Annotated in this window: 10 protein-coding genes; 6 read left to right on the top strand and 4 right to left on the bottom strand. The window is 71.0% G+C overall.

All coding sequences use genetic code 11. The features are described from left to right. Positions 1–2: 2 nt before the first annotated feature. The 4 genes from AC07PU_RS18695 to AC07PU_RS18680 all read right to left on the bottom strand — a co-directional run bounded on the left by AC07PU_RS18695 (position 3) and on the right by AC07PU_RS18680 (position 6,048). A complete protein-coding gene (locus AC07PU_RS18695) occupies positions 3–959 on the bottom strand; it encodes an alpha-E domain-containing protein (protein ID WP_093354738.1) in 957 nt (318 codons plus the stop codon). A gap of 23 nt (positions 960–982) precedes the next feature. Further along, a complete protein-coding gene (locus AC07PU_RS18690) occupies positions 983–2,479 on the bottom strand; it encodes a circularly permuted type 2 ATP-grasp protein (RefSeq protein WP_093354736.1) in 1,497 nt (498 codons plus the stop codon). A gap of 88 nt (positions 2,480–2,567) precedes the next feature. Continuing rightward, positions 2,568–3,425 carry an oxepin-CoA hydrolase, alternative type gene (locus tag AC07PU_RS18685; RefSeq protein ID WP_495319383.1) on the bottom strand — a complete coding sequence of 286 codons (858 nt, stop codon included), beginning with the start codon at positions 3,423–3,425 and terminating at the stop codon, positions 2,568–2,570. 145 nt (positions 3,426–3,570) lie between these two features. Further along, positions 3,571–6,048, bottom strand: coding sequence for a DNA internalization-related competence protein ComEC/Rec2 (locus tag AC07PU_RS18680; RefSeq protein ID WP_495319381.1), 2,478 nt, complete (start codon positions 6,046–6,048; stop codon positions 3,571–3,573). 121 nt (positions 6,049–6,169) lie between these two features. Here AC07PU_RS18680 and AC07PU_RS18675 point away from each other — a divergent pair, with 121 nt between their 5' ends. The 6 genes from AC07PU_RS18675 (at position 6,170) to AC07PU_RS18650 (ending at position 15,405) form a co-directional block, all read left to right on the top strand. Further along, positions 6,170–9,730, top strand: coding sequence for a transglutaminase family protein (locus AC07PU_RS18675; protein ID WP_495319379.1), 3,561 nt, complete (start codon positions 6,170–6,172; stop codon positions 9,728–9,730). Between the two features lie 143 nt (positions 9,731–9,873). Continuing rightward, positions 9,874–12,663 carry a circularly permuted type 2 ATP-grasp protein gene (locus AC07PU_RS18670; protein WP_495319377.1) on the top strand — a complete coding sequence of 930 codons (2,790 nt, stop codon included), beginning with the start codon at positions 9,874–9,876 and terminating at the stop codon, positions 12,661–12,663. A 65-nt stretch (positions 12,664–12,728) separates the two neighbouring features. After that, positions 12,729–13,538, top strand: a complete 810-nt coding sequence (locus AC07PU_RS18665) for a basic amino acid ABC transporter substrate-binding protein (RefSeq protein ID WP_093354723.1) — start codon at positions 12,729–12,731, stop codon at positions 13,536–13,538. A gap of 15 nt (positions 13,539–13,553) precedes the next feature. Beyond that, complete coding sequence (locus tag AC07PU_RS18660) at positions 13,554–14,609, top strand: transglutaminase family protein (RefSeq protein ID WP_495319374.1); 1,056 nt, start codon at positions 13,554–13,556, stop codon at positions 14,607–14,609. After that, positions 14,606–15,064 carry a RidA family protein gene (locus AC07PU_RS18655; RefSeq protein ID WP_057595370.1) on the top strand — a complete coding sequence of 153 codons (459 nt, stop codon included), beginning with the start codon at positions 14,606–14,608 and terminating at the stop codon, positions 15,062–15,064. The genes AC07PU_RS18660 and AC07PU_RS18655 overlap by 4 nt, the downstream gene beginning before the upstream one ends. Beyond that, complete coding sequence (locus tag AC07PU_RS18650; RefSeq protein WP_495319432.1) at positions 15,028–15,405, top strand: c-type cytochrome; 378 nt, start codon at positions 15,028–15,030, stop codon at positions 15,403–15,405. The genes AC07PU_RS18655 and AC07PU_RS18650 overlap by 37 nt, the downstream gene beginning before the upstream one ends. Positions 15,406–15,415: the final 10 nt, after the last annotated feature.

Genomic DNA, 15,415 nt, shown 5'->3' with positions numbered 1-15,415 from the left:
GTTCAGTGGGCCGGCACCAGGAAGTCCTGGCTGATGCGCACGCCGAGCTCGTTCACGCGGTCGAGGAACTGCGTGAGGTAGGCATGCAGGCCGGTGGCGAGGATCTCGTCGACGCGCGCGTACTGCAGGTCGGCCAGCAGCTTGCCGGCGCGGCGCTGGGTTTCGGCGCTCTGCTCGTTCTGCACCTTCGCGAGGTTGGCCACCACCTCGGCCAGGCTCGCATGCAGCGAGCGCGGCATGTCGGCGCGCAGGATCAGCAGTTCGGCCACGCGCTCGGGCTTGATCACGTCGCGGTAGACTTTGCGGTAGACCTCGAAGGCCGAGACGCTGCGCAGGATCGCGCTCCAGTGATAGAAGTCGTACTCCTGGTCCTCCTCGGTGGCGGCGCCGAAGAACTCGCTGTTGAGCGCGTGGAACTTCACGTCGACCAGCCGCGCCGTGTTGTCGGCGCGTTCGAGGAAGGTGCCCAGGCGCGAGAAGTAGAAGGCCTCGTCCTGCAGCATCGTGCCCAGCGTGACGCCGCGCGAGAGGTGCGAGCGGAACTTGACCCATTCGAAGAACTGGCCGGGATCGCGCTCGAAGTCGCCCGCGCGCAGCATGCGGTTGACCTCGAGCCAGGTGGTGTTCTGTGTTTCCCAGGCCTCGGTGGTGAGCGCGCCGCGCACCGCGCGGGCGTTCTCGCGCGCGGCCTTGAGGCAGGAGACGATCGAGGACGGATTGCTCTCGTCCTTGACCATGAACTCCATCACCTCGTTGGGCGCGATCTGGTCGTACTTCTGGTTGTACGAGGGCAGCAGCTCGCTGATCGAGAGCACGCCCTGCCAGCCGTACTTGGCGACCTCGGCCGACTGCGGCAGCAGCGAGGTCTGGTAGTTGACGTCGAGCATGCGCGCGGTGTTCTCGGCGCGCTCGGTGTAGCGGGACATCCAGTAGAGGTGGTCTGCGGTGCGGGACAGCATGTGGTTCTCCGGGCTTCTTGCACTCAGGCCGACTGGCTCTGCGACTGGGACTGCGTCTTCGGCTTGGCCGTGCGGTCGGCCTCGAGGATCCAGGTGTCCTTGGTGCCGCCGCCCTGCGAGGAATTGACCACCAGCGAGCCTTCCTTGAGCGCCACGCGCGTGAGGCCGCCGGGCACCATCTGCACCTCGCTGCCCGAGAGCACGAAGGGCCGCAGGTCGATGTGGCGCGGCGCGATGCCGGCGTCGACGAAGGTCGGCGAGGTCGACAGGCTCAGCGTGGGCTGGGCGATGTAGCCGTCGGGCTTGGCGATCACGGCCTTCTTGAAGTCCTCGATCTCGGCCTGCGTGGCGGCCGGGCCGATCAGCATGCCGTAGCCGCCGGCGCCGTGCACTTCCTTGACCACCAGGTCCTTCATGTTGTCGAGCGTGTACTGCAGCTCGTCCTTGTTGCGGCACATGTAGGTCGGCACGTTCTTGAGGATCGGCTGCTCGCCGAGGTAGAACTCGATCATCTTCGGCACGTACGGATAGATCGACTTGTCGTCGGCCACGCCGGTGCCCACGGCATTGCAGATCACGACGTTGCCGTCGCGGTAGGCGCGCATCAGGCCCGCGCAGCCGAGCGTGGAGCTCGGGCGGAACACCTCGGGGTCGAGGAAGTCGTCGTCGACGCGGCGGTAGATCACGTCGACGCGCTTCGGCCCGCGCGTGGTGCGCATGTAGACGAAGTTGTCGCGCACGAACAGGTCCTGCCCCTCGACCAGCTCGACGCCCATCTGCTGCGCGAGGAAGGCGTGCTCGAAGTAGGCGCTGTTGTACATGCCGGGCGTGAGCACCACCACCGTGGGCTCGGCCGTCGCGGCCGGCGCGCTGGCGCGCAGGGTCTCGAGCAGCAGGTCGGGGTAGTGCGCCACCGGCGCGATGCGGTTCTGGTTGAACAGCTCGGGGAACAGCCGCATCATCATCTTGCGGTTCTCGAGCATGTAGCTCACGCCGCTGGGCACGCGCAGGTTGTCCTCGAGCACGTAGTACTCGCCGTTGCCGCTGGCGTCGGGCGCGCGCACGATGTCGATGCCCGAGATGTTCGAGTAGACGTTGTGCGGCACGCTCACGCCCATCATCTCGGGGCGGAACTGGGCGTTGTTGAGGATCTGCTCGGCCGGGATGATGCCGGCCTTGATGATTTCCTGATCGTGGTAGACGTCATGCAGGAAGCGGTTGAGCGCCGTGACGCGCTGCACCAGCCCCTTCTCCATGCTGTCCCACTCGTGCGCCGGAATGATCCGGGGCAGCAGGTCGAACGGGATCAGCCGCTCGGTGCCCGAACCGTCCTCGTCCTTGGCGCCGTACACGGCGAAGGTGATACCGACCCGGCGGAAGATCATTTCCGCCTCTTCGCGCCGCGAACGCATCACCTCGCCGGGTTGCTTCGCTAGCCATTGGTCGTATCGCTTGTAGTGCTGCCGGATCGCGGCTCCCGCATAGGGGAGCTGCTCATACATCTCGTCGAATTTGTGCATGGAACGACCAATCTCCTTGAGCCATAGCTTAGCAAGTTCGAGGCCAGTAGAACCCCTGATGCCAAGCCCGCCAAGGCGACGGTCGGATTTATTCCCGCACTTCGGGAACAGGTTCCGCGTCGGCCGCGCGTTTCTTGCGCGGCGACAGGAAGGCCTTGATGCGCTCCCCGCTCTCCTCGCCATAGAGGCTGGCGACCGAGGACTCGCGCTCGGCATCGAGCTGCTCGCGCCGGCTGCGCCCGCGCGCTGCATGCACGAGCTGCTTGGTGCGCGCCTGCGCCTCGAAGGGGCCGCGCGCGAGCCGCTGGGCCCACGCGATCGCCTCCGCGCAGGCCTCGCCGGGCGGCACCACCTTGTTGACCACGCCCCAGCCGTGCAGCCGCCGCGCCGTGCAAGGCTCGTCGTCGAGCAGCAGCTCGAGCGCGGCCTGCGGCGGCAGCGCGCGGGCCAGCGAGTCGGTGGCGCCGCCGTCGGGCGTCAGGCCCATGCTCACGAAGGAGGTGAAGAACTTCGCGTCCTCGGCCGCCACGACCAGGTCGCAGGCCAGGGCCAGCGAGAAGCCGCCTCCGGCCGCCGCGCCCTCGACCGCGGCGATGACCGGCTGCGGCGCCGCCTCGATCGCGAGGATCCAGTCGTGCAGCGCCGCCAGGTGGTCGTGCTGCTCGGCCGCGGGCAGCCGGCGCTGCCGCGACAGGCGCCGCAGGTCGCCGCCGCCGCTGAAGTGTTCGCCCTCGCCGCACAGCACGATGGCGCGCACGGTGCGAAAGCCAGCGGCGTCACGCATGACCTTGGCCGCGGCGCGATAGACCGAGGGGCTGAGCGCGTTGCGCGCGCCGGGGTTGCTGAGCGTCAGCACCAGCACCGGGCCGTCACGGTGCGTCTTGAGCCGCGCGGCGGAGCTGCCGCCGACGTGGCTGCTGGTGATGGCGGGGACGGCGGCGGTCATGGCGCGGTGCCCGCGGGCGAGCGCGGGAAGGAAGCCTGGCGGTGATGCGATTTCATGGGTCCCCTGCGTCGTTGTCTTTCGCTACAACGCATGGGACGCCGCCGCGCCCGACCTGGCAAGGGTTCGTCCGGAAAATTTTTAACAACTAGTTCACAGTTTTAACCTCAACGGCCGGCCGGTGCTGCCAGTAGCGCGGCGAGCGTTCGCGCTCGCAGTCCACCCCGGCCGGGCGGGCGCTGGCCCAGTGCGCGGCGCCGCAGCGCACGTTCTCGACCAGGCGCACGTCGCGCTCGGCATGCCGCGCCACCACCTCGGGCACCGGATGGCCGAAGCGGTTGCGGTAGCCGGCCTGGACCAGGCCGATGCGCGGGCGCACCGCATCGAGGAAGGCCGCGCTCGACGAGGTCTTGCTGCCGTGGTGCGGCACCAGCAGCACGTCGGCGCGCAGCCGTTCGGGCATGCGCTCGAGCAGCGCGGCCTCCTGCAGCCGCTCGATGTCGCCGGCCAGCAGCGCGGTCGCGCGCCCATTGCCGATGCGCAGCACGCACGAGATGGCATTGGGCCGCGTGAAGAACAGGTAGTCGCCGGAGCGCGGGTGCAGCAGCTCGAAGTCCACGCCGTCCCAGGTCCAGCGCCGGCCCGCCTCGCAGCGCCGCGCGGGGCGTTGCGACTGCAGCGGGTGCCCGGCCTCGATCGAGCTCAGCAGCTCGGCGCGCGGATGCATCGCGAGCACGGCGCTCGCGCCGCCCGTGTGGTCGCTGTCGCGGTGGCTCAGCACCAGCAGGTCGAGCCGCTCGCCCAGGGCGCGCAGCAGCGGCACCAGCACGCGGTGGCCGGCATCGCTCTCGAGGCTGTAGCGCGGGCCGCTGTCGTAGAGCAGGCTGTGGTTCGCGGTGCGCACCAGCACCGCATTGCCCTGGCCGACGTCGGCCGCGAGCAGCTCGAACTCGCCGAGGGCGGGACGCGGCTGCTGCCACAGCAGCACCGGCAGCAGCAGCGGCAGGCCCAGCGCGCGCAGCGACCACGGCAGCCGCATCGCGACCAGCACGCCGCCGGCCACGCCGCAGGCAGCCAGCCACGCCGGCGGCGCGGCCATCGAGATGCTGGCGAACGGCAGCGCCGCGAGCCACGACAGCAGCAGCCCGAGCCCCTGCACCGCGCGCGCCGCGAGGTCCCACAGCGGCGCGGCGACGGTGCCGAGCATCGCCAGCGGCGTGATCACCAGCGTGACCCAGGGAATCGCGACCAGGTTGGCCACCAGCCCGACCAGCGACACCTGCTGGAACAGCAGCAGGCTCAAGGGCGTGAGCGCCAGCGTGATCGTCCATTGCTCGCGCAGCAGCCGCCACAGCCGCGCGCGCAGGCCCGGGCGGGTGTCGCCGGGCCAGCCCGCGTCGGTGGCGAACAGCACGCCCACCGCGACGAAGCTGAGCCAGAAGCCGGCCTGCGTCAGGGCCCAGGGATCGAGCGCGACCACCACCGCCGCGGTCAGCAGCCAGCCGTGCGGCCAGGGCCAGCGTCGCCCCGTGAGACGCAGCAGCGCGACGGTCGCGAGCATCCAGACCGTGCGCTGCGATGGCACGCCCCAGCCGCTGAACAGCGCATAGAGCGTGGCCAGCAGCACGCCGCCCACGAGCGCCGCGCGCTGCGCCGGCAGGCGCAGCATCAGCCGCGGGCTGCGGCGCCAGAGCGCGCCGACGATGTGCGCGGCAAGCCATGCGAACAAGGTCACGTGCAGGCCCGAGATCGACATCAGGTGGGCCACGCCGGTGGCGCGGAAGACGTCCCAGCCCTCGCGGTCGATCGCACCCTGGTCGCCCGTGACCAGCGCGGCGATCACGCCCGCGGCAAAGCGCTCGGGCACGCGTTCGAAGATAGCATCGCGCACGGCCTCGCGCGCGCGTTCGATCGGGTGCCGCCCCGTGAGGGCCAGCCGCGCGGGCGCCTCGTCGCGCGCGCCGAGGCGCACATGGCCGCTGGCACGCAGGCCCTGCTCCCACATCCACAGCTCGCTGTCGAAGCCATGCGGGTTGCGATGGCCGTGCGGCGCCTTGAGACGCACGGTCAGGCGCCAGCGCTCGCCGGCATGCACCGGGCTCTCGGGCAGGAGCGTCGGTGCGGATGCATCGGCCGGATCGTTCCAGAGGCTGCTGCCCTCGGCATACCAGCCGAGCGCGATGCGGTCGGGCACCGCGGGCGATCCGGCCATGGCAGGGTCGGCCCAGCGCGCGGACTCGACGGCGAAACGGAAGCGCGTTCCAGCCTCGCCGCGCTGCGGCATCTGCGACACCACGCCCACGAGCTGCAGGTCGCGCCCCTCGAGCGCGGGATCGAGCGCGCCCGCCGCGTAGACCGTGGCCCGTGCGCCCGCGAGCCCCGCGCCGATCGCCGCACCGGCCAGCGCGGCGCAGACCCAGGCGACGCGCGCATGCCGCGGCATGCGCCAAACCCCGATGAGACCTGCGATGCCCGCGAGCAGTCCGCCCGCGTAAGCCATGCCGTCCCACAGCACCGGCTGCCGCAGTTGCAGCGCCACGCCCACGAGCGCCGCCGCGAGCGCGACGAACGCGCAGCGCGCACGCAAGACGGCATCGGATGCGTCTCGCACACCCTTGGCGACCATGATGCAAACCCTCCCCCAACGACGCTCCGTGGCGCGCTAATTGCTTTGTCTTCTGGGCTAGTATGCGTCTCACCAGAGACATCTTTTCGATGCAATCTGCCAGTACTGCACACAAAAACGCATGTCCATCCACGCCGCGCTCCACCACGTCACCCACTACAAATACGACCGCCTGGTGCAACTCGGCCCGCAGGTCGTCCGGCTGCGCCCGGCACCGCATTGCCGCAGCAACGTCATCTCGTACTCGCTGCGCGTCGAACCCGCGGATCACTTCGTCAACTGGATGCAGGACCCATTCGCCAACTACCAGGCGCGGCTCGTGTTCCCCGAGAAGACGCGCGAGTTCAAGGTCACGGTCGACCTCGTGGTCGAGATGGCGGTCTACAACCCCTTCGACTTCTTCCTCGAGCCGCAGGCCGAGAACTTTCCTTTCGCCTACACGCCCTCGCAGGCCGAGGAGCTCGCGCCCTATCTCGTCACCGAGGAACCCACGCCGCTGCTCGCGGCCTACCTCGACAAGATCGACCGCAAGGAACAGCGCACCATCGACTTCCTGGTCGGCATCAACCAGCAGGTGCAGCAGGACGTCAACTACCTGATCCGCATGGAGCCCGGCGTGCAGACGCCGGAAGAAACGCTCACCAACGGCAGCGGCTCCTGCCGCGACTCGGGCTGGCTGCTGGTGCAGCTGCTGCGCCACTGCGGCCTGGCCGCGCGCTTCGTCTCGGGCTACCTGATCCAGCTCACGCCCGATGTGAAGGCGCTCGATGGCCCGAGCGGCACCACGGTCGACTTCACCGACCTGCACGCCTGGTGCGAGGTGTTCCTGCCGGGCGCCGGATGGATCGGCCTCGATGCCACCTCGGGCCTGCTGGCCGGCGAGGGCCACATCCCGCTGGCCTGCACGCCCACGCCCTCGAGCGCAGCGCCCATCGAAGGCGGCGTCGACGAGTCGAAGGTCGAATTCGGCCATGACATGAAGGTCACGCGCATCTACGAATCGCCGCGCGTGACCAAGCCCTACACCGAGGAGCAGTGGGCCGAGGTGCTGACCCTGGGCGACGCGGTCGACGCGCGGCTGCAGGCCGGCGACGTGCGCCTCACGATGGGCGGCGAGCCCACCTACGTGGCCACCAGCGACCGCGACGCGCCCGAGTGGAACACCGACGCGCTCGGCCCCACCAAGCGCGGCTACGCCACCGAGCTGGTCCACAAGCTGCGCGCCGAGTACGGCCAGGGCGGCTTCCTGCATTTCGGCCAGGGCAAGTGGTACCCGGGCGAGCAGCTGCCGCGCTGGGCGCTGTCGATCTTCTGGCGCGCCGACGGCCAGACGCTGTGGCACGACCCCGAGCTGTTCGCCGACGAGCGCTTTCCGACCCACTACACCAGCGAGGACGCGCGCCGCTTCACCAGCCTGCTGGCGCGCAAGCTCGGCCTGACCGACCGCTACGTGCAGCCGGGCTTCGAGGACATCTACTACTACCTGTGGCGCGAACGCCGCCTGCCGGTCAACGTCGACCCCTTCGACTCGAAGCTCGACGACGAACTCGAACGCGTGCGCCTGCGCCGCGTGTTCACGCAGAAGCTCGACGCGGTGATCGGCTACATGCTGCCGATCGAGCCCGGCAACGCGAACCGCGACGCGCCCGCGCTCGAGGGCCCGGCCTGGAAGACCGGCCCCTGGTTCCTGCGCGACGACCGCCTCTACCTGATCCCCGGCGATTCGCCGATGGGCTACCGCCTGCCGCTCGACTCGCAACCCTGGGCCAGCAAGGGCGACTACCCCTACCTGATCGAGCGCGACCCGACCGCCGCGCGCGGCGCGCTGCCGAGCGCGGCCGACTACCGCGCGCGCTACACCGTGGGCGCGACCGGCGGCACCGGTGCCGACCTCGGCGCCGTGCCCTATGCCTTCGGCACGCCCGCGGCCGTGCCCGCCGCGCTGCGCATGCAGGGGCCGGGTAGCGGCGAAGGACTCGACGGCAAGCCGGGCCAGGGCGATGCCGGTAATGCGGGCAACACCGGTGATGGGGCCGATGGCGATGCCGGCGATTCCTCGCGCGTCTCCGCCACGCGCCAGCCGCTGCGCGGCGAATCGGCCCACTGGGTCACGCGCACCGCGCTGTGCGTCGAGGTGCGCGACCCGCGCCGCGCCAACGGCCCGGCGGCCGAGAAGAAGGGCAGCGCCTCGGGCGTGCTCTACGTCTTCATGCCGCCGCTGGCGCGCCTCGAGGACTACCTCGACCTGGTCGCCGCCGTCGAAGCCACCGCGCGCGAGCTCGGCGTGCGCATCGTGATGGAAGGCTATCCGCCGCCGCGCGATCCGCGCCTGAAGATGCTGCAGGTCACGCCCGACCCCGGCGTGATCGAGGTCAACATCCATCCGGCCCACAACTGGAAGGAACTGGTCGACCACACCGAATTCCTCTACCAGGCCGCGTTCGAGACCCGGCTGTCGGCCGAGAAGTTCATGACCGACGGCCGCCACACCGGCACCGGCGGCGGCAACCATTTCGTGATGGGCGGCGCCACGCCGGCCGACAGCCCCTTCCTGCGCCGGCCCGAGCTGCTGGCCAGCCTGCTGCTGTACTGGCACAACCATCCCTCGCTGAGCTACCTGTTCTCGGGCATGTTCATCGGCCCGACCAGCCAGGCGCCACGCGTCGACGAAGCGCGCAACGACCAGGTCTACGAGCTCGAGATCGCGCTCAAGGAGATCGCGAAGAACCGCGAGCTCTACGGCCAGCACATGCCGGCCTGGCTGGTCGACCGCACCCTGCGCAACATCCTGATCGACGTCTCGGGCAACACGCACCGCAGCGAGTTCTGCATCGACAAGCTCTACTCGCCCGACTCCAGCACCGGCCGCCTCGGCCTGCTCGAGCTGCGCGCCTTCGAGATGCCGCCGCATGCGCGCATGAGCATCGCCCAGCAGCTGCTGATCCGCGCGCTGGTGGCGCGCTTCTGGGACGACCCCTACAAGGCGCCCGTCACGCGCTGGGGCACCGAGCTGCACGACCGCTTCCTGCTGCCGACCTTCGTCAAGATGGACTTCGACGACGTCATCAGCGAGATGCGCCAGGCCGGCTTCGCCTTCGATCCCGACTGGTTCGCGCCGCACTTCGAGTTCCGCTTCCCGCTCGTGGGCCAGGTGCAGGCGATGGGCGTCGAGCTCTCGCTGCGCAACGCGCTCGAGCCCTGGCACGTGATGGGCGAGGAAGGCTCGGCCGGCGGCACGGTGCGCTACGTCGACTCCTCGCTCGAGCGCATCGAGGTGCGCGTGACCGGCCTCAACGAGAGCCGCCACGTGGTCACCGTCAACGGCCGCGTGCTGCCGCTGCAGCCCACGGGCGTGACCGGCGAGTTCGTGGCCGGCGTGCGCTACAAGGCCTGGAACCCGCCCTCGGCGCTGCATCCGAGCATCAAGGCCCATGCGCCGCTGACCGTGGACCTGGTCGACACCTGGATGAAGCGCTCGCTGGGCGGCTGCCAGTACTTCGTGGCCCATCCGGGCGGACGCAACTACGAGACCTTCCCGGTCAATGCCTACGAGGCCGAGAGCCGGCGCCTGTCGCGCTTCACGCGCACCGGCCACACGCCGGGGCTGATGCGCACGCCGGCCGCCACCATCGAGGTGCCCGGCAGCCGCGAATTCCCGTTCACGCTCGACCTGCGGCGCTGAGCGGCGCCGCGCGCCCGCCGGCCCTTCGGGGTGGCGGGCCGGGCGGCCGGCTGTGTCGTGGCGCCCACACCGATGGCTGCGGCGGGCATTTCGCACGCCATCGCCACCGGGGCCGGTGACGGCAATGTGACAATCCCAACCCTGTGGAACCCCTCAACGAATCCCTGTTCGATGCCCAGGCGCTGGATTTTCCAGCCGCCCTGGCGTCGGCGCTCGCCCCGGCCGCCCTGCCCGGCCACTTCGACGAGCTGCGCGGCACGGCGACGCCCGAGGCCGCGGCACGGCCCGCCGCCGGGCCGGCGGCGCCCGCGGGGCCGCACCTGCACGACGCGACGGCGGGCACGCAGAGCCAGTCCCAGACCCAGGGCGCCGGGTCCGTTCCGACCCAGTCGCAGTCGCAATCCGCATCCCCTCGCGCGCCCTCCGCCGACCCCGCCTCGTCGGCCGCCGCCCCCGGCGACAAGCCCCCGCTGCTGCCGCCCTGGCATGCCTTCTTCGAACAGCTCGGCCCCGATGGCTTCGGCGACCTGCCGCGGCGCGCGGTCAGCCTGGAGCGCCAGATCCGCGACAACGGCGTCACCTACAACGTCTACGCCGACGCCAACGGCCCGCAGCGGCCCTGGTCGCTCGACCTGTTCCCGCTGATCGTCTCGCCCGAGAGCTGGGCGCAGATCGAGACCGGCGTGCTGCAGCGCATGCGCGTGCTCGACCGCGTGATGGCCGACGTCTACGGCCCGCAGCGCCTGCTCGCCGAAGGCCTGCTGCCGCCCGCGCTGGTGCGCGGCCATCCGGGCTACCTGCGCGCGCTGCATGGCGTGAAGCCGCCGGGCGACACCTGGCTGCACATCGCGGCCTTCGACCTCGCGCGCGGCCCCGACGGCAACTGGTGGGTGGTCTCGCAGCGCACCCAGGCGCCCTCGGGCCTGGGCTACCTGCTCGAGAACCGGCTCGCCATCACGCGCCAGTTCCCGCAGGCCTTCGAGGCGCTGCACGTGCAGCGGCTGGCCGCCACCTACAGCGCCATGATGGATGGCCTGCAGCGCATGTGCCCGGCCGGCGTGCCGCCGCACATCGCGCTGCTCACGCCCGGCCCCTACAACGAGACCTACTTCGAGCACGCCTACCTAGCGCGCTACCTCGGCGTCACGCTGGTCGAGGGCAGCGACCTCACGGTGCGCGACCAGCGCCTGTACCTCAAGACGCTGCAGGGCCTGCGCCCCGTGCACGGGCTCATCAAGCGGCTCGACGACCAGTTCCTCGACCCGCTCGAGCTGCGCCCCGACTCCACGCTCGGCGTGCCGGGCCTGCTGCAGGCGATCCGCGCCGGCAACGTGCTGGTGGCGAACATGCCGGGCTCGGCCTTCCTCGAATCGCCGGCGCTGCTGGGCTTCCTGCCCGGCCTGGCGCGCCACCTGCTCGACGAGAAGCTGCTGCTGCCCGCGCTGCCCACCTGGTGGTGCGGCGAGCGCGCGGCGCTCGAGGCCGTGCTGCCGCAGCTCGGCGACTGCTTCATCAAGCCCACCTACCCGGGCATCGACGGCCGCGAGAGCTTCGACGCGGTGCTGGGCCGCCAGCTCGGGCGCCGCGAACTCGACGAATGGGCCGGGCGCATCGTGCGCGAGGGCGAGGCCCACACGGTGCAGAGCTACCTGCCGCTGTCGCAGATGCCGACCTGGGCCAGCGACCTCGGGCCCGGCCACATCGCGCCGCGCGCGGTGCTGCTGCGCGTGTTCGCGGTCAGCGACGGCGCGCAGTCGTGGCGCGTGCTGCCCGGCGGGCTGGCGCGGCTCGCGGGGCCCGATGCGCAGATCGCCTCGATGCAGCGCGGCGGCAGCAGCGCCGACGTCTGGGTGCAGACCCATGGCGAGGTCGACCGCACCACGCTGCTGCAGCCGCAGGCCACGCCGGCCTCGCTGGCGCGGCACCGCGCGCCGGTCACCAGCCGCGCGGCCGAGAACATGTTCTGGCTCGGCCGCTACACCGAGCGTGCCGAGAACGCGGTGCGCCTGGCGCGCCTCACGCTCAACATCCTGGGCGGCGAGGACCAGTCCTCGCGCCCGCTGCTCGAATGGCTGCACCGCATGGCGGCGCGCAATGCGCTGGTGCCGGCCGGCGTGCCGAGCGCGCCGCAGTCGCGCCGCGTGTTCGAGCGCGCGCTGATTGCCGAGCTCGGCGACGTGGCGCAGGGCGGCAGCGTGGGCTACAGCCTGCGCAGCATCCGCCAGGCCGCGGCCGCGGTGCGCGAGCGGCTCTCGCCCGACCACTGGAACCAGATCGTGCGCGCCGAGGCCGACTTCCTGCGCCGCGCCGCCGAGCAGGCCGGCGAAGGCAGCTTCGCCACCGGCGCGGCGCTGCGCTCGCTCGAATCGGCGAGCTCGGCGCTGTCGGCCATGACCGGCGCGCAGACCGACCGCATGACGCGCGACGATGCCTGGCGGCTGCTGTCGATCGGCCGCCACATCGAGCGCCTGAGCTTCCTCGCCAACGCCCTGCTCGCGGGTTTCCAGAACCACGCGGTGCACGAGGTCAGCGGCTTCGAGGCGATGGTCGCGCTGTTCGACAGCACCATCACCTTCCATGCACGCTACCAGCAGCGCCGCGACGTCGCCACGCTGGTCGACCTGCTGGTGCTCGACGCCGAGAACCCGCGCTCGCTGGCCTGGGTCACGCAGACCCTGCGCGGGCGCATCGCGCGGCTCGCGGGCAGCGCGCCCGGCAAGCTCACGGCGCTGTCGTACGAGCTGCCCGACCCGGCCACCTGGACGCTCGAGCACCTGTGCGACCCCGGCCCCGCCGACGGCGAGGACGGCCCCTATGCGGCGCTGGCCGCGCTGCTCGCGCACTGCGAGGCCGCGGCCTACCACGTGTCCGATGCCATCGGCATCCGCTACTTCACGCTGACCTCCGAATCGCTGCGCTCCGTGGGCGCCTGAGCCCGCGCTGCGCGCGCCGCGCGACCGACCATCCAGCAACAACGACGACCTCAGGAGGGCTCCCCATGACCATCATCCACCGACGTTTCGCACGGGCCGCCGCCGGCCTCGCCGCGGTCCTCGCGCTCGCCGGCTGCGGCAAGCAGGAAGCCGCCGCGCCCGCCGCCGCCTCGGCAGCGCCGCCCGCCGCGCGCGTGCTGGTGGTGGGCACCGATGCCGCCTACACCCCCTTCGAATCGCAGAACGAGAAGGGCGAGATCGTGGGCTTCGACATCGACATCGTGAACGCCGTCGCGAAGAAGGCCGGCATCGAGGTGAAGTTCGTCAACACGCCGTGGGAAGGCATCTTCAACACGCTGGACCAGGGCGACCGCGACTTCCTGGTGTCGGCCATCACCATCACGCCCGAGCGCCGCCAGACCATGGACTTCTCGCAGCCCTACTTCGACGCGCGCCAGCTGATCGCGATCAAGAGCGATGCGAGCGTGACCCGCTTCGAGGACCTGAAGACGCTCAAGGTCGGCGTGCAGAACGGCACCACCGGCGACGAGGTGGTCGGCAAGCTGCTGGGCAAATCGAGCGCCAACATCAAGCGCTTCGAATCGACGCCGCTCGCGCTCAAGGAACTCGAGGCCGGCGGCGTGCAGGCAGTGGTGGCCGACAACGGCGTGGTGGCGCACTACCTCGCGAACAATGCGGGCGCGGGCTTCAAGACCGTGAGCGATGCCGGCTTCGCGACCGAGCAGTACGGCCTCGCCGTGAAGAAGGGCAATGCCGAGCTGCTCGCCAAGCTCGACAAGGGCCTGGCCGAGATCAAGGCCGACGGCAGCTACGACCGCATCTACGCCGCGCACTTCGGCGCCGCGTCGAAGTAATCTCGCACCCGCGCCATGCGACTCCACGTCACCCACGAAACCCGCTACGAGTACTCGCCGCCGGTCGAGACCGCGCAGCATCTCGCGCACCTGCGGCCGCTGGCCACGCCCTCGCAGCGGCTCGTGAGCCACCGGCTCGCGATCGAGCCCGCGCCCGCGCAGCGCGTCGAGCAGGCCGACCTCTACGGCAACGTGCGCGCCTTCTTCGCGCTCGACACCACGCACGACAGCCTGGTGGTCACGGCCGAGAGCGTGGTCGAGACCTCGGCGCCCGTGCTCTCGAGCGCGGTGGCGCGCGAGTTGCCGTGGGAGTCGGTGCGCGAGCGCTTCCGCTTCCGCAAGGACGCGCTGTTCGACCCGGCCTCGGAGTTCGTCTTCCCCTCGCCCTACGTGCCGCGCCACGACGACTTCGTCGCCTATGCGCGCGCGAGCTTCGCGCCGGGCCGCCCGGCCTTCGACGTGGCGATGGACCTCACCGAGCGCATCCACCGCGACTTCGACTACGACGCCGACAGCACCGAGATCAACACGCCCGCGGTCGAGGCGCTGGCCCAGCGCAAGGGCGTGTGCCAGGACTTCGCGCACATCATGATCGCGTGCTTCCGCGGGATGGGCCTGCCGGCGCGCTACGTCAGCGGCTACCTGCTGACGCAGCCCGCGCCGGGCCAACCGCGGCTGATCGGCGCCGATGCCTCGCACGCCTGGGTCTCGGTCTACCTGCCCGGCGAAGGCGACGGCCCCGACAGCGCCGGCGACTGGGCCGACTTCGATCCCACCAACGGCCGCCAGCCCGGCGAGGACTACGTGACGCTGGCGATCGGCCGCGACTACTCCGACGTCTCGCCGATGCGCGGCGTGCTGCACGGCGGCGCGCGCCACACGCTGCACGTGGGCGTGACGGTGCAGCCGGTCTACGAGCTCGAGTCGCCGCAAGCCCCCGGCGGTGCAGGGCCTTCGGCCGCGGCGTCGCCTACGATCGCGGCTTCGCCGGTACAAACGCCGGTCGATTCCCCGCAGCCGCACTCCGCGCGGCCGCCTTCACCACCGTCCCAACAGGAGCCTTCTTCATGAGCGTCTACGATAAGCTTTCCAGCCTCGGCATCACCCTCCCGCCGGTCTCGGTTCCGGCCGCCGCCTACGTGCCTTTCGTGCAGACCGGCAACCTCGTGTTCCTGTCGGGCCACATCGCCAAGAAGGACGGCAAGGTCTGGACCGGCCAGCTCGGCGCCGACGTCAGCACCGAACAGGGCAAGCAGGCCGCGCGCGCGGTCGCCATCGACCTGCTGGGCACGCTGCACGCGGCCGTGGGCGACCTCAACAAGGTCAAGCGCATCGTCAAGGTGATGAGCCTCGTCAATTCGGTCGGCAGCTTCACCGAGCAGCACCTCGTGACCAACGGCGCGAGCGAACTGTTCGCCGAGGTCTTCGGCCCCGAGAAGGGCGCGCATGCGCGCAGCGCCTTCGGCGTGGCGCAGATCCCGATGGGCGCCTGCGTCGAGATCGAACTGATCGCGGAGATCGGCTGATTCGCCTGCCGCGGTCCCTGTGGCTGGCACTGCCGCTCGCGGCCATCGCGCCGCTGGCGGCCGCGGCCGACGAGATCCCGGCGCCGCTGCGCGAGCCGGTCGCGCGCTATGCCTGCCTCAGCTGCCACGGCATGGTGCGCAAGCAGGTGGGCCCGGGCTTCGCGCAGATCGCGGCGCGTTACCGCCATGATCCCGAGGCACCGGCCCGGCTGGCCGACAAGCTGCGCGACGGCAGCGTCGGTGCCTGGGGCCGCGTCATCATGCCGCGCCAGCCCCACATGAGCCTCGACGAATCGCGCCAGCTCGCGCAATGGGTGCTGTCGCAGCCCTCCCCACCCTGAATGTCTTCGC

The sequence above is a fragment of the Variovorax sp. GW821-FHT10D07 genome (genome assembly GCF_059415325.1).
This window is presented reverse-complemented; position numbering and strand designations above follow the sequence as displayed.

Coding starts and splice junctions, on each gene's coding strand:
- AC07PU_RS18695 (WP_093354738.1), bottom strand. CDS start 959: ATGCTGTCCCGCACCGCAGACCACCTCTACTGGATGTCCCGCTACACC.
- AC07PU_RS18690 (WP_093354736.1), bottom strand. CDS start 2,479: ATGCACAAATTCGACGAGATGTATGAGCAGCTCCCCTATGCGGGAGCC.
- AC07PU_RS18685 (WP_495319383.1), bottom strand. CDS start 3,425: ATGACCGCCGCCGTCCCCGCCATCACCAGCAGCCACGTCGGCGGCAGC.
- AC07PU_RS18680 (WP_495319381.1), bottom strand. CDS start 6,048: ATGGTCGCCAAGGGTGTGCGAGACGCATCCGATGCCGTCTTGCGTGCG.
- AC07PU_RS18675 (WP_495319379.1), top strand. CDS start 6,170: ATGTCCATCCACGCCGCGCTCCACCACGTCACCCACTACAAATACGAC.
- AC07PU_RS18665 (WP_093354723.1), top strand. CDS start 12,729: ATGACCATCATCCACCGACGTTTCGCACGGGCCGCCGCCGGCCTCGCC.
- AC07PU_RS18660 (WP_495319374.1), top strand. CDS start 13,554: ATGCGACTCCACGTCACCCACGAAACCCGCTACGAGTACTCGCCGCCG.
- AC07PU_RS18655 (WP_057595370.1), top strand. CDS start 14,606: ATGAGCGTCTACGATAAGCTTTCCAGCCTCGGCATCACCCTCCCGCCG.